Genomic DNA, 24,856 nt, shown 5'->3' on the forward strand with positions numbered 1-24,856 from the left:
CCCTATTTCATATAAGCATCGAAGTCATCCGATGCTTTTTTTATCAGTTTGCTCAAAGCTCTGTCAGGTTGTGAAAAACAGTCGGTCTCGGATAATACGCCGTTCTTACCGGGAACTTTCTTCCACACACCTATTATTTCTCCATTATAGAAAATAGCAGGTTTGAATATACCATTGCTTGTTATCACCTTTTTATGATGAATAAGAGCCAGAATTTCTTTCCTGTCTTTATAACTGACCAGTAATTCATCGAATGCCGGAAGGAAATGCACAACATGGTCTTTGTGCTTGTAATCCAATGAAGACTGATGAAATATATACGTTTGCTCACCCGCCGTTTCGAATATAAAATCCGGCTTTATCAATGCTAAAGCACTTCTTGCTTCAGAAGCCGTCAATCCCGACCACCAGATAAAATCCTGTATTGTTGCCGGACCATGGCTCTGAAAATACTTATATGCTAAACGGTACAATGTTTCATCGACATTATAGTTCGAAGTCTTTGGCACACGTTGTTCCAGCAGGGCATATGTCTGTTTCTTATCTTTTACCGCACCATTACACACCAAACCGTCTAATTCGGCATGATACATAATATGACTCAAACGGCGGCTATCACACTCAACATCCGCCTTTTTCAATATTGTGCCAAGTTCCTGACGAGTCAGGTTACTTTCTTTTTCCAATGCTTTACGGATAATAGCGCTTGTCTTCCTCAGCAAATCATCGGAAAGCTCCAAATCTCTATCACTTGAACGAATAGCCAACTTTACCCGGGGTGCACTTAATTGAAGCATCCAATGTATATCATCGCGTGACACAAAATGCCATGTAGGACGTAAAATATGAGTACGGATAAGTTCGCCGTCATCCGCAGCTTTTTCCACCTGCTTATCGGTTATTCCGGGGAGCCGCACTCCAACACCCCATTTTGCCATATTGAAATCCTGAGCCTGCATGGCGCCCATCCATGATACTATTTCACGTGGAGTTTTATATCTGGTCTTAACAAGTTGCTGGTTAGCAAGCCGCATAGTAGTGATATCCGCTATATTCATTGTTTGCCTATTATCTTTTTATTCACTTAACCATCAATGGAATACCGGAAACCATCAGGTAAACCTTGTCTGCTTTTTCCGCAATGTACTGATTCAGCCATCCCTGCAAATCAGCAAACTTGCGTTGCACATCATTCTGCGACATTTCACCCATACCTATCTCGTTGGTAACAATGATGAACCGGGCATCCTGTCCTATCAGTTTATCGAATTCTGTTTTTAATGCTTGTAAAGAGGATTGAACATCCGCCTGCATATCGAAGAAAAAGTTTGTTGCCCACAAGGTCACACAATCTAACAGCACAACCCGTCCTGTAAAATCATGCAGGCTCAGTTCTTTTTCCTCTTCTATATTAGTCCATTCACAGCCCCGTTCGGCTTTATGCCGTTCGATACGCTTACGATGTTCATCATCCCATACACGGGAAGTAGCGAGATAGACAGGATTTGGGGACAAGGACAATGCCAGCTTCTGCGCGTAACTGCTTTTTCCCGAACGTTGCCCTCCGGTAATAAGGATGGCACCTCCCCCTGCCCCCTCCAAAAGAGGGGGTACTGCGTCCGAATGGGATATTTGTTGTTTCATTATAGATATTATTTGGAGATGTATCAAATGTCTCCCCTTTTTGGGGAGGTTGGAGGGGGTGTTTTCTTTCTTTTGTACAAAAAGTCTTTCCAGCGTTCTTCTATATTTCCGGCCTTATACATATCGTATCTAGCCATAGTAAAGAAAAGATCGGACAGGCGGTTAATAAATCGCATAACAACAGCCGGAACTTCATCCTGCTTATTCAATGTCCACAGACGGCGTTCTGCCCGGCGGGCAACAGCCCTTGCCAGTTGTATGTGTGCCGAGACAATAGTGCCACCCGGCAGGATAAAAGTTTCGCTGGGCCCCATCTCATCGGTCATTCTATCCATCCATTCCTCGCAAAGTTTATCCAAATTCTCATCCAATGTATTTGTATTAGTATCCCTGATCGCAGAAGGGGTTGCCACCTGGGACATTACAGACATCATTTCGGTTTGGATTTTAAATAAAAGAGGTTGCCATTCATGGTCTGCCGGAAGATTGGCTCTTACAATTCCTATTACCGAGTTGAGTTCATCGATTGTGCCGTTGGCTTCGATGCGCACATCATCTTTATCGACACGCTGCCCTCCAAAAATTCCGGTTTTGCCTTTATCTCCCCCGCGGGTATATATTTTCATAATTATATTGTTTTATTTATTATCTGATCTATATGTTTTTTTATTGTGTTCATTTTGGCATCGCCCAAAACGAACCAAAAGGCTAGCGCTTCGTTCCTCGGCGACCCAAAACCGCTTCGCTGGCTGAATCAAACACATAGGCTAACGCCCCGTTTGATTCTACGCCATCTTCAACGGATTGGGTGCCCCGCCTGCGTCACTAATGCGCGTCCGCTGACGCCTTAGTCAGGCAAAGCCCTTAAATTTTCAACTCTGAACTTGCAACTAAATTACTTAAAATTTATATAATAAATAGTTTCAATCGCTGCAATCAAAGCCACCATCAATATTTCAGTCCATATATTTACCTGTACGGCCTTTTTCATATCGGCAGTAGTCAATTCTTTTTCTTTATAACCTATATAGGGCTTATCTACCAGTTCTCCAAAATAGGTATTGGGCCCCCCGAAACGACAATCCAGAATCCCAGCCAAAGCGGCTTCGGGATAACCCGAGTTGGGGCTGGCATGCTGTCCTCCGAACTTTTCGATAAACGGAAACAATGAAAGTCTTCCGCTAACTATAATCATCAGTAGAGAGGTAAGACGGGCGGGAATATAATTGGCGGCATCGTCGATCCGTGCAGCCCAGCAACCGAATCGCTTATATCGCTCATTCTTATAACCTATCATCGAATCCAGCGTATTTATCATCTTATAGGCAAACATACCCGGAACTCCCAGTATCATATACCAGAATAGTGGAGCTATAACTCCATCGCTCAGGTTCTCGGCCAGAGTCTCCAATGCTGCCGTACGGATCTGCTGCGGCGACAGGTTAGATGTATCGCGTCCTACAATACGTGCAACCTGCATCCTGCCCTCTTCTACTGATGAATCTACTGCGATAAACACTTTCTTTACTTCATCAATGAGCGTTTTTCCGGCAAGGCAATAAAACATAATGATTGTAGAAAATACGATGGAAAGCCAGGGGTAAATATCATTTAGGCCCCCAATTATAAAATAAATAAGGAAATAACAGGAAAGAATAAGGACTACGGAAAATAATCCTCCTTTCAGCATCTTGCTTTTCCCTTTATTCAATATTTTTTCGCCCCATGCTATTATCTTACCCTTTGCGACCACTGTATGCGGCAACCAGGCAGGATCACCGATAAGTTTATCGATAATCCATCCCAAAAGCAGGGGGAGCAGAATATATAGCAGATTCAAATCCATACAAGTAACGGCCCCTAGCCTCCAAAGGGGGAAGCCCCTCTTCAAGAGAGGTCTGTAAGGGCATTTTTTATTGCATTAATTAATATTATATTCTCTTCAAATGACTGTGTGGCAATACGAAAGCAAGATTCATCCAATCCATAAAAATTAGCAGCATCGCGGATAAGTATTCCATACTTGTCTATGAGATACTTTTTCAAGATGAATGCCTTCCCATCTTCAAATTTACACAAAAAGAAATGTGTATCAGTAGGTTGAACAACAATTTTTTCTATTTTCCTCAAAGATTCTTGCAATTGTTTTGTTTCATACAAATATTCATTGATATTTATTGTTTCCAGACCACGATTCAACAAGAATTTTCCGGCTTCAATCGCTAATCCGTTTACAGACCACGGCATACGGTATTTTGCTACCTGAGCCAAAGTATCCGCATGTGCCGTAATATATCCTAGCCGCAGTCCGGGTATGGCAAAATGCTTTGTCATGGAATGCAATAATATCACATTCTTATATTGCGCAGCTTCTTCAATATTAAATAAGTCCCTGATTGTGAAATGCTCATATGACTGGTCGATAATAATATATTGAGACGGATGATTTTCAATATATGCTTTCAATATATTTTTATCAGTTACCGTACCCGTCGGATTGTTCGGATTGCAAAGCCATACCAAACGGGCATCCTGAGGTACTTTATCAAGAGATGCAGACCAGTATATTGTATGATTGTTGATAGTTGTGGCATCGCCATATTCACTGAATGTTGGGTATATTATAGCCGACCTGACGCTATTAAACGCCTGGGCGATCAGATAAATAGCTTCTGTCGCTCCATTGGTTACACATATATTACCCGTATTAACCTTGTATTTCTCAGCAAACAATTCAACCAGAGAGGATGCGTCGGGTTCGGGATAAGAATGTATAGCACTGATATGAGCACATAGATGATTCTGCAAGGCGGATAAATCCTGCCCGCTGCGTATATTGGAACTGAAATTGCTTACAATCTTCTTTCCGTGAGTATATATATCATCGCCGTGTCCGTCAATCATTGCCACCTCCCCCAACCCCCTCCGACAGAGGGGGCTTTTGGTCAATACCATCCTCTGTTACCTCCCCATTTTGGGGGAGGCAGGAGGGGGTGATTATCTTATACATCAGCTCCATATCCACATGGTTGCGCACATAGTCCGCAAGCTTATTATATTGTTCTTCCTTAAACGCCTTGAAGTCGAATGGCACATCGGACAACTTTGCGGCATAAGGAGCTAACAGATAATCTATGACAGCCCCATTATCAAGAATACCATGTATATATGTACCAAAACATTTCTCATTCAGGAAACAGCCGTCAGTACGGCCGTCTTCCAACTTATTCAGCGGCGAAAGACCTGCATTCCCGACAGGGACAGTCGCCCCCATATGTATCTCATATCCTTCGCAAACAGTGTCAGAACCAAGAAAAGAAAACTTCACCTGACGGGTCACCTTTTCCCCCTCCATCTGCGTAGTTACAGGTAGCAAGCCCAATCCGGGCAAACGCTCAATATTGCTTTCCACATGATGAGGGTCACATACCTCCTGCCCCATTATTTGATAACCACCACAGATACCTACTACTGTAGCTCCGTTCTTATGTGCTTTCACAATACTTTGTGCTACACCGTTGCGACGCAGTTCGTACAGGTCGGATAGAGTACTCTTGCTTCCGGGAACAAGCACAATATCCGCCTTTTCTATTTCATCCGTATTATTGGTATAATATAGATGTACGCGGGGATCACGTTCCAGCACATTGAAATCGGTAAAGTTGGATAAATGACGAAGCAGGATAACAGCTACATTCACCTTGCCATGTGTTGCCTGCAAATTCTTGGTTTGCAGCATCACTGAATCTTCCTCTTCAATATATATATCCTTATAATAAGGTACCACCCCGATAACAGGGATACCGCACAAGTCTTCAATCATTTTCACTCCCGATTCGAAAAGCCTGATATCACCCCGGAACTTATTGATAAGAATACCTTTCACATACCTGCGCTCTTCCTCGGTAAGTAACATTATAGAACCATACACCGAAGCGAATACTCCGCCCCTGTCTATGTCCGCTACCAATATTACATTAGCCCCGGCATGTATCGCCATCGGCATATTCACAAGGTCTACAGCCCGCAGATTGATTTCGGAGATACTGCCTGCCCCTTCCATTACAATAGGGTTGTACCGCCGGGCCAGACGGTCGAATGCATCATTTACTTCCTTCCGTAATTCTTCGCGCCCTTCCACCCTGAAATACTCATAAGCATGCTGGTTTCCCACCGGTTTGCCATTCAACACAACCTGACAGACCTTATCAGTCGTAGGCTTCAGCAATAAAGGGTTCATATCGGTATGGCAGGGAACACCCGCAGCCTCGGCCTGGACGGCCTGAGCACGTCCTATTTCAAGCCCTTCGGGGGTAGCATATGAATTGAGAGCCATATTCTGCGCCTTGAATGGAGCCGGCTGATAACCGTCTTGCAGAAATATGCGGCAAAAGGCCGATGTAATAATACTTTTACCTACATCGCTGCCTGTTCCCGCAAACATGATGGGATTGAGCCGTTTCGTCATTATTTTAAATCCTCTGATATTTTAGTTCTTATGTATTTTAATATATCCCTGACCCCGGGGATATAAAAACCGAATATTTTGTCCGGCAGGTTTCCTGACTTGCTCCATCTTTGAACGGCCTTCCCATTTTCAGTAAACAGTTAGCAGTTATCAGTAAACAGTCAAAAAAAACTGTTAACTGATTACTGTATCACTGATTACTGTGAAACAGTGGTATTTGGTATTGCTCAAAGACTTTTTTCAGAAACATTGTTAACTGAATAGAGACCACAGTAGCGGGCACTGTTCCGGATTCTGACCGGATTCCCTTTTCATGTAAAAGACGAGTGTCTGTTTACATCACCAAAACAGTTACAAAGATAGCTTTTTATTGAGGTTATACAATACGAAAATTGTAACTTTGAAATTCTGTTAATCGAGATATATTATTAAAATGGTAGAAATAAAGGTATCGGAGGAAATAAGGAAATCCTGCCCCGCTTTTGCCGGAGCAGCCATTTGTGCCAAAGTAAAGAATACCCCTCACAATGAGCAATTATGGAAGCTCATAGATAACTGTGTCGCTGAATACAAGGCAAATCACCAGATAGAAGATATAAAGAAGAATCCGGCTATTGCCGCTACCCGTTCGGCATATAAAAAGTTCGGAAAAGACCCGAACCGCTACCGTCCATCGTCTGAAGCCCTTTGCCGCCGAATAGTCAGAGAATTGCCCTTGTATCAGATAGATACACTGGTAGACCTCATTAATCTGGTTTCTATCCATACAGGTTATTCTATCGGAGGATTCGATGCCGATAAGATAAAAGGCAACACGCTGACATTAGGTGTCGGGATGACCGATGAACCCTATGAAGGGATTGGGCGGGGTATGCTGAATATTGAAGGAATCCCGGTATATCGCGATGCTATCGGCGGTGTGGGAACACCGACAAGTGACAATGAGCGGACAAAGATAGAACTAAGCACAATAAGTTTTCTGGCTATTATAAACGGATATAGCGGAAAAGAGGGTTTGGATGAAGCCGTAAAATATATGCAATCTTTGCTGAAAGATTTTGCAGATTCGGATGGCGGGGAAGTTATTTTCTTTTAGTCATTTTTTTGTAAGGAATCATTTAGAACTTTATCTATACTAAATAAGTTATATAAATAAAAGTTGAAAGTTATATGAGATACGAGTAGACAAGACACGAGATACAAGTTGTTCCCTGATGACTGACGAGATGCTTCGCTCTGCTCAGCATGACAAGCTAATTATTAATTTTTCATTCTTAATTATTAATTGCTTTCTGTGTTACTTTTGTTACCTTTTATAAAAAGAACAAGTACAAAAGTATGTAAAAAGTGTAAAGTTTGTCAGCTTTTAACAAGTCGTAAATTTTAAATAATAAGTCATCAGCTATGGTTAACTGCTGACTGTTAACCGATAATATAAACCTTTGATATATGAAAATACTAACAGGCGCACAAATAAAAGAAACTGACCGCTATACTATCGAAAATGAACCTATCAGTTCGATAGAATTAATGGAAAGAGCCTCCAATTCCATCGCACAATGGATATGCAACAATGTAGAGAAAGATTATCCCCTGCTCTTCCTTATCGGAAAAGGTAACAACGGAGGTGACGGATTGGCCGTAGCCCGTATATTATACCATGCAGGGTATAACTGTTCTGTGTCTATGGCATTTGATAAAGAACAACTCACCGAGGAGTGCAGATATAATCTGGAGCGCCTGCCCTCCGGTGTCGCCAGCAGTGGTTTAGAAAATATAAGCAGGAATACTGTCATTATCGACTCCCTGCTGGGTACGGGAGTAAAAGGAGCGATAAAAGAGCCCTTATTATCCATTATAGACAAAGTTAATTCTCTACAAAGCAAGGTTATATCTATTGATTTACCATCCGGTATGATAAGTGAATACGGAAACAAAAACCAAAAGATTATTAAAGCTGGCATAACCCTGACCCTTGAATTTCCCAAACTGGCGATGTTATTGCCCGAAGCCGGGGAATACTGCGGAGAAATCAATATATTACCGATTGGACTCAGTTCACAATACATATCCAATGAAGAAACTTCCTATCATTATATAACGCCCGGTTTCATTGGTAAAATAAAATTGACAAGGGATAAATTCGCTCACAAAGGAACTTACGGACATACTTTGCTCATATGTGGGGCGAGAGGAATGGCCGGAGCCGCAATACTGGCGACAGGCGCGGCTTTGCGCTCAGGTTGCGGACTGGTAACCACACACATTCCTGCCGAAGAACGGTATGCCGTAAATATGGTGTATCCATCTGCCATATTAAGCCTGGATGACGAATCTTATTTTTCCGGCCTGCCTGCAAATGCTTCCAAATATTCATCCATAGGGATCGGTTGCGGATTGGGGCAAGCCCCGCAAACAGCCGACGCCCTCAAGCAACTATTGGTTTCGGTTTATAAACCGGTTGTAATAGATGCCGACGCACTGAATATTATATCGGAGCATTACAAAATGAGGCACCATATTCCCGCCGATTCTATCCTTACGCCGCATATCGGAGAACTGAAAAGGCTGATCGGGGAATGGACCAGTGAAGAGGAAAAAATAGAACAGGTGAAAAGGCTTGCCGCCAATCTTAAATCCGTCATCATTGTAAAAGGGGCGCATAGCATGGTCTGCCTGCCGGACGGTAACTGCTATTTCAACTCTACAGGCAACAGCGGCATGGCAAAAGGCGGTAGCGGCGATGTACTCACCGGTTATATTACAGGCCTGCTGGCACGCGGGTATAGTAGTGAGCACGCTGCTATCTTAGGCGTATATATGCATGGTCTGGCCGGAGATAAAGCGGCTAAAAAATATGGAACGGAGGGAATGAATAGCAGGGATTTGATAAAATATTTATGAATCTCAAGATTTCAGGTTTCAAAATCTCAAGATTAGTTCTTCTGTAATTTTGAAATCTTGAAACTTGAAATCTTGAAATTAACCCTTAATATTTGAATTCATATTCATAACTACTCTCATTCCCGCAGGCATCGGTAGCGGTGAATACCAATTTATGGGTTTGCCCCCGTGTCAAACGTTTCGGATCGAATTTGTAGGTATAAACAGGAGATTTCACATCATTCTCAAACAGTGCAAACGCTCCGTCGATAGTTCCACGATAAGAAGCAATACCGCTTTTATTATCTGATAGTCTTATCTTTATTTCTCCTTTAGCTACCCATTTGGCAGGGAGTACAGGAGTGATGGTGGGAGCCTCGGTATCAATGGCGACAGCATAGGTATCACCCAATTCCCTGATACGAACGGTAACAGCGCCATTGTTGTACTTACCACCTATCCAGGATTCTCGGCTGCCGGTGATGCGTACGATACCGTACTGAGATTTGTTGGTCATACTGTCTTTGGTCATCTTGATGGTTATATCGCAGGATTTATCAAGTGGGACATAACTATCGCTGACCTCATAGATGGCAGACATATAATTCTTTGACACGGCTCTCTTCAGATTGAAGCACAGGTCTTTATACAGTGACCCGCCGGCAATGGAAATAGAGAACATATTGCCTTCATAATGGTTATCCTTGTCCCATGCCATTAGTTGTGTACAGTCTTTCCGCCGGGGGATATCCTGCTTTTTGCCGTACACATCGAAAGAATGAGTCGTCTTGTTGCCATAGAGGTCTTCGAGTTCGTATTTCAGCTTGTACACCTTTTCCTCGTTTATGTCGATATAACCGTTATTGACGGTCTTATATATAGACAGCTTATTGCCCGGCTCAATAAATGACTTCTGATAGAAACTCTTTTTACGGGACCAATAGTCGAAATCGATCATACTGTTTATCATCCTCGTATTTCTGAAGTCTACAGATGATATATCCGAAGAGAATATCTCCTTTCCGTCGCAGAACAGGCGTACAATCTTTACCCCGTATATATTGCTTGTTCCCGTCATACGGTCGTTTGCATAAACGCCTATACCAATCTTTCCCCATACCTTTATTGAATCGGGAACTACTTTCGCGCCTTTCTTCCCCGGTGTTGCTCCAACAATACGACGAAAGGGTTCATAACCATTATTGACCACACCTTTGCCCTCTACGGGATAAACAGCAAAGCCTTTTACCACAGGTGGAACATTATCCTCTATCTGACCCCTATAATACTCAAGTGCATCGAGGGCCAACTGGCTTTCTGTATCTCTTATCTCGAAATGTACATGAGGTCCGCCGGAAGAACCGGTGTTACCGCTATAAGCAATCAGATCTCCTTTCTTAACGGGAAATACCGATTGATCCAATGAAAGATCTACCCTGTAAGACTCCTGCTCATATTGTTTCTCTTTTACATACCCGGCAATCTTCGGAGCAAATTTCTCAATATGACCATACACGCTTGTCTGCCCATTGGTATGAGCCACATAAATTGCCAATCCGTAGCCCAAAGGAGAGACGGATATACGTGATACGTATCCGTCTGCAATAGAATATACAGGCTTATTAATCACACCCTGAGTTTTCAGGTCAATGCCCGAATGAAAGTGATTAGGACGCAACTCCCCGAAATTTGCACTAAGAATAAGCGGGATATCGAGGGGTGAACGGTATGTATTCTGGGCATTTAAGTTAAAAGTATATATAATGAGTAAAACCGAAAGAATCTTTTTCATTTGTAAATCGTATTAAAAAATAGGGCCGGATTTAAACGGCTACTAAAAGTGAGATACAAAAATAGCCTTTTTTTGCATAAAGCCAATTATCATTTATCTATATATGGAAAGGTAAGATCTCTAAACTTATTCTCGTTTTTTACTCTTTTAGCCCCTTTCTTCGTTCTTTGACAATTTTATTTTAAATAAATTTCGTTTTTGCACAAATGAATTTGTATTTTCGCGATAAATAAACAGCATTGAAAATCAATATCATAATAAAATAACTAAAATTAATTTCAAAAAAATAGTATCAAACATTTGCAAGTAATCAAAAATGAATTACCTTTGCATCCGCAATCAAAGGAGAAAGCAGCTGTAAAAACAGAACGGAAACTCCGCAGGATGGCCCATTCGTCTATCGGTTAGGACGCAAGATTTTCATTCTTGAAAGAGGGGTTCGACTCCCCTATGGGCTACAAAATAAAATAAAAAATTAAAAAATAAGGATTAGTCAACATGGCAAATCATAAATCAGCAGAAAAGAGAATCAGACAAGCAGAAGTAAGACGCTTGAGAAACAGATATTCAGCAAGAACAACCCGTAATGCAGTTAGAAAGTTCCGTACGCTGACTGATAAGGCTGAAGCACAAAAATTGTATCCTTCGGTATGTTCTATGCTTGACAGACTGGCTAAAAAGAACGTTATCCACAAAAACAAAGCGGGTAACCTGAAATCTAAATTAGCTGCTCACGTTAAATCATTAGCATAAGATACTAATATAAGAACTGTCAATATAAAACAGAGGCTAAGCTCTACGGAGTTTGGCCTTTTTTAAATTTACACCCGGCAGAATAAACAGACAATATTCCATTGTATTCCAAAAACTTATTCTTATCTTTGCACCCGCTAATAACAATTATGTATTAATTAATAATTAACAAAAGAAAGAAAAATGGCTACAAAGATCCGTTTACAAAGACGAGGACGTAAAGGTTATCCTTTTTATCACATCGTCATTGCAGATAGCAGAGCTCCACGTGATGGAAAATTTATTGAAAAGGTTGGTTCATATAACCCGAACACAAATCCTGCTACAATAACTATAAATTTCGACAGGGCTTTGTACTGGTTACAAGTTGGTGCTCAACCTACCGACACTACTCGTAACATACTTTCTGAAGAAGGAGTATTGTTAAAGAAACACCTTCTTGGTGGTGTTGCTAAAGGTGCATTTACAGAAGCTGATGCAGAGAAAAAATTCGAAACATGGAAAGCTGAGAAAGAAAAAGGAACCCAGGCTGTCATCAACAAAAACGAAACAAAAGCTAAAGCTGATGCAAAAGCCCGTTTAGATGCTGAAAAAGCTGCAAATAAGGCTAAAGCAGAAGCAGTAGCACAAAAGAAAGCTGAAGAAAATGCTGCTCAGGCACAAGCTGAAGCAGAGGCTGCTCCGGCTGAAGAAGTTGCTGAAACAGAAGCGCCAGTCGCAGAAGCTCCGGCTACTGAAACAGAAGCTCCGGCTGAAGAAAAAAGTGCTGAATAATATATTGAAAGAAATATCACAGCATATAAAAAGCTCCGGAAATCCGGAGCTTTTTTATTCGGTATAATTATAGCAGATTATTATACCCACATCAGGTCGCTCATAATGCCATCCGAGATAAAGATGCCTTCGCGGGTTAGTTTCAATACATTATCATTATTGGTTACAAATCCCTGATTGATATACTTCCGTACATTCTTCATGCAATAATCTTTCATTGATGTACCAAAACGGTTTTCCAGCACAACAAGGTTTACTCCCCACATGGTACGCATGCCAGTCAGTATAAAGTCATTATAACCGGTATTCTTATCAAGATATTCCGTTTCTACGGCCGGACTCCCCTGCCCTATCCCTTCCGTATACTTAGAGATAGAGGCAATGTTCCATGCGCGGTTCTGCCCGTCAAAAGAATGCGCCGCGGGTCCTAATCCAAGATACTTTTCTCCAAGCCAATACGAACTATTATGTTTCGAATATAGCCCATTCCGGGCAAAGTTAGATATCTCATAGTGCTGGAATCCGGCATCGCTCAGGCTGTCAATCATCGTAGAAAACATCTGCACGCTCAAATCCTCATCCACAGGCTTTACATCGCCCAATCTGAACAAACGGTACAGCCGTGTTCCCTGTTCATAAATAAGGTGATATGACGAAATATGCTGTACATCAAGATTTATAGCCTGTTCCAGATTTCGTTGCCAGATATCCATTGTCTGATTTGGCAGGCCATACATCAGATCGATGCTGATATTGTTATAGCCTGACGACTTACATAAGCTGACCGCGTCTATTGCCCTTTCGGCAGAATGCCTGCGCTTGAGGAATTTCAGCTCATTGTCATCGAAACTCTGGATACCAATACCCAGGCGGTTGAAAGGTAATCCCCGGAGCGTTTCTATATATTTTGCATCCAGGTCGTCCGGATTGGCCTCCATTGTTATTTCAGCATCAGAGGCAACCGTAAAATTAGCCCGGATGGTATCAAATATTCTTTGGAAGTCCCCGTATGATAATTGGGAAGGCGTTCCTCCTCCGAAATAGATTGTCTTTACTATCTCATTTGAGATGTAGTCTCTGCGCAACTCTATTTCCCTGCATACAGCCGATACATAGTTATGCTTTGGAGACATATCGGTGCGGGTATAAAAATCGCAATAAATGCACCTTGTCTTGCAGAAAGGAACGTGTATATAAATGCCTGCCATGTTTTAGCCGATAGCCGATAGCCATTAGCTGATAGCTATCAGCTAAAAGCTAACAGCGTTATTCTTTATACATCTTGTCGATGATATCTTTATACTTCTCTGCTACAAACTTACGTTTAACCTTCAATGTATTGGTGAGTTCACCGCCTTCCATTGTGAATGGTTCGGGCAGCAGCCAGTACCTCTTAATCTTTTCGTAAGGAGCAAAATTTGCCTGTAACAATTCGATACGGCCGTCGAGCATACGCAGGATATCTACATTGGAGAGTAGTTCTTCCAGTTTATCATACCGGATATTGTGAGCCTCTGCATAATCTTCCAAGGCCTTATAATCCGGTACGATCAGGGCGCTCACAAATTTACGTTCGTCCGCTATAACAGCTATCATGTCGACAAACTTATCTTCAGACACTTTTGTTTCTATCGCCTGAGGGGCAATATACTTACCGTTAGCTGTTTTGAAAAGATCTTTTATACGCTCGGTCAGAAACAAGACATTTCCTTCCAGTCGTCCGGCATCACCTGTACGGAAATACCCATCCTCGGTGAACACTTTAGCCGTTTCTTCCGGTTTCTTATAATACTCGCGCATAACGGTTTTCCCTTTCACGAGTATCTCGTTGTTTGCAGGATCTATCCTTACATCCACCTCCGGCATAATAGTACCGATGGAACCTATTCTGAATCCTTTTTCCGGATAAAAACTAACTGTCGCACTGGTCTCTGTTAATCCATAGCCTATTATTATAGGTATATTTACCGATTGCAGGAACTCATTTATAGAGTCTGACAGTGGTGCCCCGGCACATGGAAATATATTACCGTTCTGGATACCGACCACCATCTTCAACACGCGGAATACAGTATTATTATATAAGAAGAATTTGATCCTCAGACCAAAAGGCGCACGGATTCCATTGTTCTTATAATCGAGATTATACCTCTTGCCTGTTTTGATCGCATGAGTGTACAACCACTTCATGACTCCCTTGGAATCAGAAATTTTCTCTTGCACCCCCGCATATACCTTTTCCCAAAAACGGGGAACACTACACATAATCGAAGGCTTGATCTGTTGTATAGACTTCTGTATCTCCTTCGCATCCTGATTGATGGCAATAGTCATACCTTTGTGAAGTGCATAACATGTCCATGCCCGCTCGAAGATATGTGCCAGTGGCAGGAAATTCATCGATACATCTTTGTTGGATGTCATAGCCAGCCTCATATCGTGAATACGGAATACTTGCAAGAAGCAAGAGTGAGGTATCACAACACCTTTAGGCTCGCCTGTTGTACCTGAAGTATATATTATGCAGGCGATATCGTCTTCTTGTCTCGATTTCATGCGTACACGCACAATAACTTCCGTATTGGAGTTCTCTCCCGAGGCGATAAAATCATCGAAATAAATAGATGTCTTATCTTCGGGATGGAACTTTACTTTGTTATCGAATACAATTATCCTTTTCAGGACGGAAGATCCGCTCTGCTGCACCTTAAACGCATTATTATACTGGAACTGCTCTCCGGCGAACAACAATTCCACATTCGCATCGTTGACTATATACTCCACCTGTGTAGGTGAAGAGGTCGCATATATAGGTACCGATACGCACCTGTTGGCATACGAAGCAAAATCGGCAAAAAGGTACTGAGGCATATTCTGGGAATAAACCGCGACCTTATCGCCTTCATTTACACCTATTTCGGCCATAGCCCATGCCGTCTTCATTACGTTATCCGAAAACTTCTTCCATGAAATACTCTTCCATTTTTTTTCGTAAGGGTTCCTATACTTCAGGGCGGTTCTTTTCCCATATCTGATGGCTTGGCGATGCACCAAAATAGATAAATGATAATAGTTCATGGAAATTCTTTTTGATTCGTAATTCTTGCAAAGGTAGTCTTAAATATGGAAAATATATTATGTAATTGCAATTTTTATAGTTGCACAAACACCCATTGTCAGATTAATCAAATTAAGACCCATAAACAGTTTGACATCTTGTTTTCCCTAACATGGTAAAAACTTATAACCTATAGCTTATAACTCATAACTTATTTTACTACTTTTGTAGCCAAATAATTTTCTATGGCAGGTAGTGGAATGAAGAGTTTGGCGAAAGATACTGCAATCTACGGATTGAGTAGTATTCTCGGCCGTGTTCTCAACTGGTTTCTGATGCCACTGCACATCAGCATTTTCACCAATACTATAGAATATGGGAAAGTTAGCCGCATATATGGGCTTACGGCACTGTTTCTGGTATTGCTGACTTACGGACTGGAAACGGGTTTCTTCCGATTTATGAATAAAAAGGAAGAAAATGCGGATAAGGTATATTCTACCTCACTGATAACCATAGGCTGCACCTCACTGCTCTTTATATTGTTCTGTATCTGCTTCATTACGCCTATTTCCGAATGGCTCAGATATACGGATCACAGGGAACATATAATGATTATGGCAATCGTGGTTGCCCTGGATGCCTTTATGACTATTCCTTTCGCATACCTGAGACAACAAAAAAGGCCGAAACGGTTTGCCGCACTGAAACTCGCCTTTATTTTCTTCAATATATTTTTCAATCTGTTCTTCTTAGTATTTTGCCCCTGGATAAAAGAGGCTTACCCCGATTTTATACTCAATAAGTTTTATCATCAGGATATAGGTATAGGGTATATATTTCTGGCTAATCTTATATCTACGCTGGCTGTATTAATCCTGTTGATACCAACAACAATGAAGGGGTTGAAAATAGACTTTGACAGAAGCCTGCTGGGCCGTCTGCTGAAATATTCTTTTCCGCTGCTCATGCTGGGACTGGCAGGGGTTATCAGCCAGACCGTAGCGCAACTGGTGTATCCTTATCTTCCTTTTGACAGTGTCGAAGAAGCCGACCGCCAGTTGGGAATATACAGCGCCTGTGTCAAATTCTCGGTCATAATATCTATGTTCATCCAGGCCTTCCGTTACGCTTATGAGCCGTTCTTTTTCGGGAAAAACAAGGATGGGAAGGACAATACCAGGTCTTATGCGGACGCAATGAAATATTTCATCATATTTGTGCTGCTGATTTTTCTGGTAGTGATGTTCTACATAGATATTATCCAGTACATTATGCATAAAATCGGCCGTAATTATGCCATAGGGCTGGACGTTCTGCCGTATGCCATGATGGGTGAGATATTTTTCGGTATCTATTTCAACCTTTCGGTATGGTACAAACTGACGGACAAGACCAAATACGGAGCATATTTCTCCATACTGGGATGCATCATACAGGTAGTAATGAATATTGTACTTGTTCCCGTTTACGGCTATATAGCCAGTGCATGGGCTACGTTCGCGTGCAACCTGGTAATAGCTGCCATATCGTACTTCATAGGGCAAAAGTATTTCCCTATAAAATATGACCTGAAAAATATATTCCTTTATTTCATTCTGGCAACCGTATTTTATATAGCCGCCATGTATCCGCAGATAGACAATGAATTGCTGCGTATGGGATACCGTACATTGTTCCTCATCGCTTTTGCGGCGATTGTGATTAAAAAGGATTTGCCTTTGAGTGAAATACCTCTTATCAACAGATACTTCAAGAAAAATAAATAAAACAAAATACAATCAATAAATCAATAATAATTATAAACCAATGAGAAAGATATTTCTATTTTCAATCCTCTTCCTCTCGGCCCTGTTAGTAAAGGCTGACGAAGGTATGTGGTTGCTGAAAGAGCTGAACAAACAAAGTCTGGCTCGTATGAAAGAACTGGGTTTTTCATTCCCGGCCGATAGTATTTACAGTGAGACAAACCCATCGCTGAAAGATGCGGTGGTAATCTTCGGTGGCGGATGTACCGGAGTTGCCGTTTCCGATCTGGGATTGATCTTCACAAATCATCACTGTGGCTACGGAAACATTCAGAAACTTAGTTCGGTAGAGCACGATTACCTGAAAGACGGTTTTGTCAGTCAGGCATTTGCCGATGAATTACCGGCAGAAGGATTAATGGTTGCTTTCCTGCAAAAGACAGAGGACATCACAGATTTCGTGACCTCCACTTTACTGCCTGATGACAGCGAAGATGTGCGCGACCAGAAGATAGATTCGTTATCGAATATATATTTAGAAAAATATAAAGGGAATGAATTCATACGTGCGCAGGTAGTACCGTTCTATTCCAACAACAAATATTATGCAGTTATATATGATGTCTTCCGCGACGTAAGACTTGTTTTTACTCCGCCTTCATCCGTAGGTAAATTCGGAGGGGAAACCGATAACTGGATGTGGCCGCGCCACACAGGCGACTTCTCTGTATTTCGCGTATACGCGAACAAAGACAATCAGGCCGCACGCTACAGCGCCGATAATGTTCCTTACAAGCCTAAATATTCCGTTCCTGTATCCATACAGGGATTCAAGGATAAGGATTATGCCATGACTATCGGTTATCCGGGAAGTACTGAACGCTACATGTCATCGTGGGGTATCAACCAAATGGTAGAATCGGAACATAAGCCACGTATCGAAGTACGCGGAGCAAAACAGGATATCTGGAGAAAAGCGATGAACGCAAGTGACGCCGTACGCATCAAATATGCCTCCAAATATGCAGGTAGTTCAAACTATTGGAAAAATGCAATGGGTATGAACGAAGCCATCGCAAAACTGGATGTAATAAAAGATAAAGAAGACCTTGAAACGAGATTTGCCCAATGGGTATCCTCATCGAACAACCCGGCTAAATACGGAGATGTATTACCGATGCTGAAAGAAGGTTATACTTCTACAATGGATGCTGCAAAAATACAGACATACCTGTTCGAAACATTCTACAACGGTATAGAAATAACCCGTTTTGCCAATACAGCCTTGTTTGTCGGCAAAATGGACGAAGGAGATAAAGGCGAAGAATTAAGAAGCCGCATGACTAATGCGTACAAAGACTATGAGCCGTCTCTCGACCGTCAGGTAATGCCTGTATTGCTGAAACTATACGCGGAACGAGTGCCTGCTGCTTACCAACCGGCCATATATGAAACCATCAACAAGAAGTTCAAAGGCGATTATGATAAATACGCCGACTGGTTCTATAAAAATACGAAGCTGACAAGCCTCGACGGAATAGTAAGCCTTATTACCAGCGGTAAAGCTAAAGATATAGAAAAAGATCCCGCGATAGAACTGGCAAAATCGCTTGAACCATGCCTGAAATTGCTTCAGAAAGACTCTGCGCCATATCATGTGCAAATAGAAAAAGGAGAACGTTTGTTTATGGCCGGGCTGATGGAAATGGAACCAAATAAAGTATTCTCGCCGGATGCCAACTTCACCCAACGCCTCAGCTATGGTTCCATTGGCGGATACAAGCCTGCCGATGCCGTAACATACGATTACTATTCTACATCGAAAGGAGTTCTGGAAAAAGAAAATCCGAATGATCCCGAGTTTGCAGTACAGGAATATATCCTTAACGACCTGAAAGCAGGTGACTTTGGCCAGTATGCTGACGCGGACGGTAAGATGCATGTAAACTTCTTATCTAACAATGATATAACCGGAGGTAACTCGGGTAGCCCTGTTTTCGATGGAAAAGCTCAACTTATCGGTCTGGCTTTCGACGGTAACTGGGAAGCACTGAGCGGAGACATTGTATTTGAACCGGAAGTGCAACGTACTATCAGCGTGGATATTCGCTATGTACTTTATACAATAGATAAAGTAATGAAATGTCCCCGTTTGATTCAGGAACTGAAAATTATAAAATAAGGGATATACTAAGATAAAAATGGCTGCCGAAAATGATCGGCAGCCATTTCTATTTTATACAAACCGGTGTTTTGACTGTTTTATGTCATTTCTGAGAATACACGTTACTATCTCCGGTCTAAATCTGTTATCATCAACGGATTATTGCTCCTCATCTCTTCCAGTACTTTCTTCACTTCTTCATAAGCCGAACCACTCGATTTTATCCGGTCCATCTCCTTGGAGGTAAGCCCTACCATCTGCAAGAAAGCCACTTCTCCATGCGGAGTCTGTATTTTCCCCATTTCGGGATCAAGCGTAAAAGCAACCCCCACAATGTCTATCTCCTTTTTCCCTCCTACCCGCACAGGACCGTTGGCAGGAATTACATGATTTTCTTCAAACCAGCGGCCGCTTTTTATCACATAACGCGCCAGGTTATTCATCAGGTTGACAACCCATGTAGGGTCTTCCCCGTCTTCTTCGAAAGGCTTGAGACGAAGAGTAAATTCGAAACCCCATTTACTAAACTCACCACCCGCAGCTTCTTCATTATAGTAAAGCTCCGACATACCATAACTCACCAGATGACGGTGAAATTCCTGATTACGGGAATCGAAAATACTGACTCCGTCCAAAGGGTCTTCCCCTCCGACCATATAGTGCAGTTGGGGAGCATAATGACGAGGTTCAACATCTCCGTATAGTTTCTCTATTGCTTTGTCTATTTCCCACCAGCCTACGGCATCGTCTTCGTCGAAGAGTTTTTTGTATTCTTTCTGTGTCATGTGCGTTTAATTGATGGTTTAAAGATATAAAAAATAATAGCCTTCTGAAAGTTGTAGTTATGAAGGATAACTGATATCTGTTAAGCTATGCGCAATCAGGGATTATTTGCATTCCTTTTTGAACAAAAATGAGGACAAACCCGGGTGGGCGCAGCCGGTATGGGTGAAAGTTTCCGATACAAGTCAGGATAGTCATTATGCAAAAAGAATAGAATATTAACCCTTAATCCTCATAATAAATAATGCGAATCAGTAGTTAGATTTAAATGTTGGATTTTTCTAATCCTAGTAAGTGTTCTTTGTAAAAACTTTTATCATTCGGTTCATGTCTGCCGCGCCCTCCCGGGCTTGCCCTCACTTTTGGCATTGCCCAAAAGTAAGCAAAAGGCTAGCGCTCCGTTCCTCAGCGACCCACAACCGGTTTGCCGGCTGAAAGTGACGAACGGGCTATCGCCCCGTCCCTTTCTACGCCGGCTGTACCGTGTGGGTGCCCCGCCTGCGGAACTAATGCGCAGAGGCTGACGCCATAGTGAAGGCAAAGCCCTTAGATCAAATATGCGCCAGCCTTGTCGTGCGTCAGCGGACGCCATAGGCTTTATGGACGGGGTACCCATAGGGCGAAAAAGACTAAAAAACGAAAACGTGTCTGAGCTTATCGGCCGATTCGTATCAGACAATATTCGGAGCGAGTTTTTTCGTTTAGTCTTTGAGTCCGTTATGGGTCGGCCTATAAAGTGGGCGTCAAAGCATTTTTGGTTCCTTTTGGGGCTTTGGCCAAAAGGAACACAAGCAATCTGTGATTGCGAGTAGCATTAAACAATCCAACAATTTTATATTACAATAATCACTTCAACTACTCATTGGCATTAATAGTTTCTGCTTATTCTTTTTCTTTATACCATTTATACAGGCTTCCGTCTACAAACTGGAAATACCATTCATTTTTGAATTTGTCTTTGTACATGATAGTCTGGTTGTTGTTATCTTTCTGTTCAACCACAGTGTATTTGTCACCCATCAATGTCACAATTTGCTGAGGAGTCATGCCCAACTGAACTTGTTTGAGCTGAGTGTTGTAAGCGGTCCCGCATGCTGTAAGCATTGCCGCTGCAAATAAAACGAAAAGGAATTTTTTCATAATCGATATAGTTTGTATTTATTTTACTTGATAAACAACCATTAACGGGTATAAGTTCACCGAAACTTTTTCAGATATAAAATTACACTAAAAACCGATAGGCCGGTTGTTTTTTCAATTAAGTTAGAAACGGAATTATAAAGGATTTATTGTTAAAGTCCTCCGGCAACTGCTAAGGAATTTGTCAACAGACTTGAAAATAATTATCTATATAGTTAGAGCTGATAAACTTTAGCTGTTAGCTGATAGGGCCTTGAAGTATTGGGATAAGTAGTAAGTTGAAAGTTATATGAGATACGGGTAGACAAGACACGAGATACAAGTTGTTGACTGATGACTGTTTACTGTTTACTGTTAACTGATATATCTGTTACCTTTGTTACTTTTTAACTATATATAGTTAACGGATACAAAAATAACAAGATAAAAACAATGAAAAAACTGTCAGATGTGTCAGGTTTTAACACTATATAGTTAATAAATACAAATCTAACTGATAAGTAATGGGGAAAAATTGTTACATCATTTTTTGTTGGTTACTTAATTATAACTGCTAATTTTCGTATTTGCTAATTTAATTGGCACACCGGCATATTAGATAATTAGCACATTAATTTTACCTTTGTATGACTCATAAAAACAGTGTTGATTAAATGATTCCATTTCTATATAATGTTGCTCAGGCATATTACAAATCTTACGGACAGGAGATAAGCCGTTATACGTTTGTATTTCCTAACCGCAGGGCAGGGATATTTTTTCAGCACTATTTGTCGCAAATTGCAGGGCGTCCGATTTTTTCGCCCGAAATCCTGACTGTTACAGACCTCTTCGAAAAACTGAGCCCATATAAGAAAGCCGACCGGATCGAGATGCTTTTCTTATTATATGATATTTATATACGGGTAAGCTCGTCCACCGAGACCTTCGATGAGTTCCTCTATTGGGGCGAAATGCTGTTAAATGACTTCGACGATGTAGATAAATATCTGGTAGACGCACAGCAACTATTTCGTAATATACATGACCTGAAAGAGATTGATGCCGGATTCGATTATCTTACCGAAAGCCAGATAGAAGCTATCCGCCGCTTTTGGTCGAACTTTCTGCCAATCGGGGAGAATGATAAGAAAAAGGACTTTTTGGAGATGTGGGAGGTACTTTTCCAATTGTACACCTCTTTGCGCGAGCAGCTCCATAGCAGGGGAATGGCCTATGAAGGAATGATTTTCCGTGATGTGACCGAACGTTTAGCGAATGATACAGATTATAAGTTACCCTTCGAAAAAGTGATTTTTGTCGGACTGAACGGGCATAGTAAATCGGAAGAAACACTTTTGAAGTATTTGCATAAACGTAAAATTGCCGATTTCTACTGGGACTATTCCTCCCCTTTGGTCCGTGACCCGAAAAACAAAGCCTCATTCTTTATAGACAGGAATAAGATGCTTTTCCCTACACAGCTGACTTTAGAGCCCGAAGAATTAAGCATGGATCTGCCCGTAGTTGAGGTGATAGGCATTCCTTCGGCTGTAGGGCAGGCCAAATATGTGCATTCCATCATCAGGTCGCTGATGGATGAAAAACAGATCACTTCGTCTACCCAAGCCATGAATACAGCTTTGGTCTTACCTGACGAAAACCTGCTGCTTCCGGCATTGTATTCCATCCCCGGAGAGATAGATAAGATTAATGTAACAATGGGCTACAACCTCGGCAATAGTTCTATTTCGGGATTGATGGAGCATGTGTTTGAATTGCAGCGTAATATACGCAGGTCGGAAAATTATACAGGCTTTTATTACAAGCCGGTACTGGCGATACTCAATCATCGTTATATAACCAATGTGGCAAGTGACGAAGCCAAAGCGTTACGGACAAATATTATCCAATATAATAAAACAACGGTTTCATCTCAGGACTTACAAGGTCATTCGTTATTCCGGCTAATTTTCAGGCCGGTGTTCAACTGGCAGGATATACCTGATTATTTACAGTCGATACTGTCGGCATTAAACAGGACATTATCCGTGAATGAGCAAAACGAAGGAAAAGAAGAGAACATAAATGCACGTTCCATCGACATCGAATGCGAGTTTATTGTAGAGTATTATAAAACGATAAACAAGATGGACGAAGCTCTTAAAAATGTTTCGCCCGAAATGTCGGTAGATACTTACTTCAAACTGTTGCGAAAACTGATTGTCGGTATTAGCGTACCTTTCAGGGGGGAACCTCTGTCGGGATTGCAGATAATGGGTGTATTGGAGACACGCGCCCTCGACTTCGACAACCTGATTATCCTGTCGATGAATGAAGGTATATTCCCGTTGAAGAAAGCCGCCAGCTCGTTCATCCCGTATAATTTGCGCAAAGGTTTTGACCTGCCTACATACGAGCATCAGGACAGTATCTTTTCCTATCACTTTTACAGGATGATAAACCGGGCAAAGCGTATTTATCTGCTTTATGATACCCGTACCGAAGGTTTACAGACAGGTGAAGTCAGCCGCTACTATAACCAGATAAAGCATTTATATAACGACTCATTCGATATCCGCGAGAAACTCGCTGTATATAAAGTATCGTCTACCGAAAGCCTTGCTATTTCCATACAGAAAACACCCCGGATAATGGAGAAGATGAATGTCTTTCTGCAAGGTAGGGATAAACGGTTATCAGCCAGCTCTATTAATACATACCTGAATTGCCCGCTACAATTCTATTTTTCCGTAGTGGAGAACATGGAGGAAGAAGACGAGATCGCGGAAACGATTGAAGCCAGTACATTCGGTACTATATTTCACTCTATAATGGAATGGTTGTACGAGCCGTTTAAAGGTAAAATGATAACAGCCGATTTGCTTCACAACATCAGCAAAAACAATAAATTGCTGACAGAAATGATAGAACGGTCGTTTGCCGAAAACTATTTTAAGAGCGAAAAAGTAAAACGGCTGACAGGCCAGAACTATCTGACAGGAGAAGTTTTACGCAAATATATCAGGCAGGTATTAGCCACTGACGCTAAACTTACACCTTTCATCTATATCGACTCTGAGGAACGCGTAAAAAAAGACTATCTTTTGCCCTCGGGTAAGGTAGTTTCGCTGAAAGGTATTATCGACCGTGTGGACGAGGTAAAAGGTCATACCCGTATTATCGATTATAAGACAGGAAAAGGTGTTCTCCGCTATAAGAAGATGAAGGATTTGTTCGACAAGGAAATGAAAGACCGTCCCAAAGCTGTAATGCAGGTCTTTATGTATTCGCATCTATATCTGCTCGACCATCCGGACAAGATACTGGAGCCGGGTATTTATTATTTGCGAAACCTTTTCGATACTAAGTTCGACCCGGATGTAATCAGTAAATCGGACAGGGGAGACGGGCGTATCACGGACTTTGCTGAATACAGGGCGGAGTTTACAGAATATTTTGATGCCTGTCTTGAAGAGATATTCGATCCGCAGGTACCGTTTAGTCAGACACCGACAGGCGAGGCATGCAAATGGTGTATATTTACGAATATATGCAAGAAGTAGGATTATAAGTGCTCCTTTTATATTGGTATTTTTTTCTTCCGGGACAGAGTTTCCTGATTTATCCTAGTAAGTACATGTTTTAGCAAGTATAATGGGAAGAAAAA

At 41.7% G+C, this 24,856-nt stretch carries 19 protein-coding genes, 1 tRNA gene and 1 riboswitch; of the genes, 8 read left to right on the forward strand and 12 right to left on the reverse strand.

Annotated features, from left to right (window positions below; all coding sequences use genetic code 11):
* Positions 1–2 precede the first annotated feature (2 nt).
* From B3317_RS07915 to B3317_RS07940, 6 genes are all read right to left on the reverse strand, one after another.
* Positions 3–1,058 carry a winged helix DNA-binding domain-containing protein gene (locus tag B3317_RS07915; RefSeq protein ID WP_291110397.1) on the reverse strand — a complete coding sequence of 352 codons (1,056 nt, stop codon included), beginning with the start codon at positions 1,056–1,058 and terminating at the stop codon, positions 3–5.
* 22 nt (positions 1,059–1,080) lie between these two features.
* Positions 1,081–1,644 (reverse strand): bifunctional adenosylcobinamide kinase/adenosylcobinamide-phosphate guanylyltransferase, encoded by a 564-nt coding sequence (locus tag B3317_RS07920; RefSeq protein ID WP_291110399.1) that lies wholly within the window; start codon positions 1,642–1,644, stop codon positions 1,081–1,083.
* 23 nt (positions 1,645–1,667) lie between these two features.
* Positions 1,668–2,270: a cob(I)yrinic acid a,c-diamide adenosyltransferase gene (locus B3317_RS07925; protein ID WP_291110401.1), complete on the reverse strand. Its 603-nt coding sequence runs from the start codon at positions 2,268–2,270 to the stop codon at positions 1,668–1,670.
* Positions 2,271–2,539: 269 nt separating this feature from the next.
* Positions 2,540–3,490 carry an adenosylcobinamide-phosphate synthase CbiB gene (gene cbiB, locus B3317_RS07930; protein WP_291110403.1) on the reverse strand — a complete coding sequence of 317 codons (951 nt, stop codon included), beginning with the start codon at positions 3,488–3,490 and terminating at the stop codon, positions 2,540–2,542.
* A gap of 41 nt (positions 3,491–3,531) precedes the next feature.
* The gene (locus tag B3317_RS07935; RefSeq protein WP_291110857.1) at positions 3,532–4,548 is read right to left on the reverse strand and encodes an aminotransferase class I/II-fold pyridoxal phosphate-dependent enzyme; all 1,017 of its coding nucleotides are present in this window, start codon (positions 4,546–4,548) and stop codon (positions 3,532–3,534) included.
* Positions 4,541–6,112, reverse strand: coding sequence for a cobyric acid synthase (locus B3317_RS07940; RefSeq protein ID WP_414647475.1), 1,572 nt, complete (start codon positions 6,110–6,112; stop codon positions 4,541–4,543). Before B3317_RS07940 ends, B3317_RS07935 begins: the two co-directional genes overlap by 8 nt.
* A gap of 67 nt (positions 6,113–6,179) precedes the next feature.
* Positions 6,180–6,474, reverse strand: a riboswitch (cobalamin riboswitch).
* 71 nt (positions 6,475–6,545) lie between these two features.
* On the opposite strand from B3317_RS07940, the gene B3317_RS07945 reads away from it, so the two are divergent.
* A complete protein-coding gene (locus tag B3317_RS07945) occupies positions 6,546–7,208 on the forward strand; it encodes a B3/B4 domain-containing protein (protein ID WP_291110405.1) in 663 nt (220 codons plus the stop codon).
* Positions 7,209–7,561: 353 nt separating this feature from the next.
* Positions 7,562–9,016, forward strand: coding sequence for an NAD(P)H-hydrate dehydratase (locus tag B3317_RS07950; RefSeq protein ID WP_291110407.1), 1,455 nt, complete (start codon positions 7,562–7,564; stop codon positions 9,014–9,016).
* A gap of 85 nt (positions 9,017–9,101) precedes the next feature.
* Here the strand turns inward: B3317_RS07950 and B3317_RS07955 are convergent, their stop codons facing one another.
* Complete coding sequence (locus B3317_RS07955) at positions 9,102–10,787, reverse strand: M23 family metallopeptidase (RefSeq protein ID WP_291110409.1); 1,686 nt, start codon at positions 10,785–10,787, stop codon at positions 9,102–9,104.
* A 386-nt stretch (positions 10,788–11,173) separates the two neighbouring features.
* Between B3317_RS07955 and B3317_RS07960 the strand changes: the two genes are divergently transcribed.
* The 3 genes from B3317_RS07960 (at position 11,174) to B3317_RS07970 (ending at position 12,314) form a co-directional block, all read left to right on the forward strand.
* Positions 11,174–11,245 (forward strand) — tRNA-Glu (locus B3317_RS07960).
* 40 nt (positions 11,246–11,285) lie between these two features.
* A complete protein-coding gene (gene rpsT, locus B3317_RS07965; protein ID WP_006799499.1) occupies positions 11,286–11,540 on the forward strand; it encodes a 30S ribosomal protein S20 in 255 nt (84 codons plus the stop codon).
* A 183-nt stretch (positions 11,541–11,723) separates the two neighbouring features.
* Complete coding sequence (locus B3317_RS07970; protein WP_291110410.1) at positions 11,724–12,314, forward strand: 30S ribosomal protein S16; 591 nt, start codon at positions 11,724–11,726, stop codon at positions 12,312–12,314.
* Positions 12,315–12,394: 80 nt separating this feature from the next.
* Here B3317_RS07970 and hemW read toward each other — a convergent pair whose 3' ends face one another.
* Both hemW and B3317_RS07980 read right to left on the reverse strand, forming a co-directional pair.
* Positions 12,395–13,522, reverse strand: a complete 1,128-nt coding sequence (gene hemW, locus B3317_RS07975; RefSeq protein WP_291110411.1) for a radical SAM family heme chaperone HemW — start codon at positions 13,520–13,522, stop codon at positions 12,395–12,397.
* A 58-nt stretch (positions 13,523–13,580) separates the two neighbouring features.
* Positions 13,581–15,392: an AMP-dependent synthetase/ligase gene (locus B3317_RS07980; protein WP_291110412.1), complete on the reverse strand. Its 1,812-nt coding sequence runs from the start codon at positions 15,390–15,392 to the stop codon at positions 13,581–13,583.
* A gap of 225 nt (positions 15,393–15,617) precedes the next feature.
* On the opposite strand from B3317_RS07980, the gene B3317_RS07985 reads away from it, so the two are divergent.
* Positions 15,618–17,141 carry a lipopolysaccharide biosynthesis protein gene (locus tag B3317_RS07985; RefSeq protein WP_291110413.1) on the forward strand — a complete coding sequence of 508 codons (1,524 nt, stop codon included), beginning with the start codon at positions 15,618–15,620 and terminating at the stop codon, positions 17,139–17,141.
* A gap of 40 nt (positions 17,142–17,181) precedes the next feature.
* The gene (locus B3317_RS07990; RefSeq protein WP_291110414.1) at positions 17,182–19,302 is read left to right on the forward strand and encodes a S46 family peptidase; all 2,121 of its coding nucleotides are present in this window, start codon (positions 17,182–17,184) and stop codon (positions 19,300–19,302) included.
* 107 nt (positions 19,303–19,409) lie between these two features.
* Here B3317_RS07990 and B3317_RS07995 read toward each other — a convergent pair whose 3' ends face one another.
* The 3 genes from B3317_RS07995 to B3317_RS08005 all read right to left on the reverse strand — a co-directional run bounded on the left by B3317_RS07995 (position 19,410) and on the right by B3317_RS08005 (position 21,207).
* The gene (locus tag B3317_RS07995; RefSeq protein WP_291110415.1) at positions 19,410–20,069 is read right to left on the reverse strand and encodes a suppressor of fused domain protein; all 660 of its coding nucleotides are present in this window, start codon (positions 20,067–20,069) and stop codon (positions 19,410–19,412) included.
* A gap of 323 nt (positions 20,070–20,392) precedes the next feature.
* On the reverse strand, positions 20,393–20,659 hold the full coding sequence (locus B3317_RS08000; protein WP_291110416.1) for a hypothetical protein: 267 nt from the start codon (positions 20,657–20,659) through the stop codon (positions 20,393–20,395).
* A gap of 290 nt (positions 20,660–20,949) precedes the next feature.
* Positions 20,950–21,207: a lipoprotein gene (locus B3317_RS08005; RefSeq protein WP_291110417.1), complete on the reverse strand. Its 258-nt coding sequence runs from the start codon at positions 21,205–21,207 to the stop codon at positions 20,950–20,952.
* Between the two features lie 653 nt (positions 21,208–21,860).
* Between B3317_RS08005 and B3317_RS08010 the strand changes: the two genes are divergently transcribed.
* Positions 21,861–24,752 carry a PD-(D/E)XK nuclease family protein gene (locus tag B3317_RS08010; protein WP_291110418.1) on the forward strand — a complete coding sequence of 964 codons (2,892 nt, stop codon included), beginning with the start codon at positions 21,861–21,863 and terminating at the stop codon, positions 24,750–24,752.
* Positions 24,753–24,856: the final 104 nt, after the last annotated feature.

The organism is Dysgonomonas sp. UBA7710 (assembly GCF_002482385.1).
Taxonomy (GTDB): domain Bacteria; phylum Bacteroidota; class Bacteroidia; order Bacteroidales; family Dysgonomonadaceae; genus Dysgonomonas.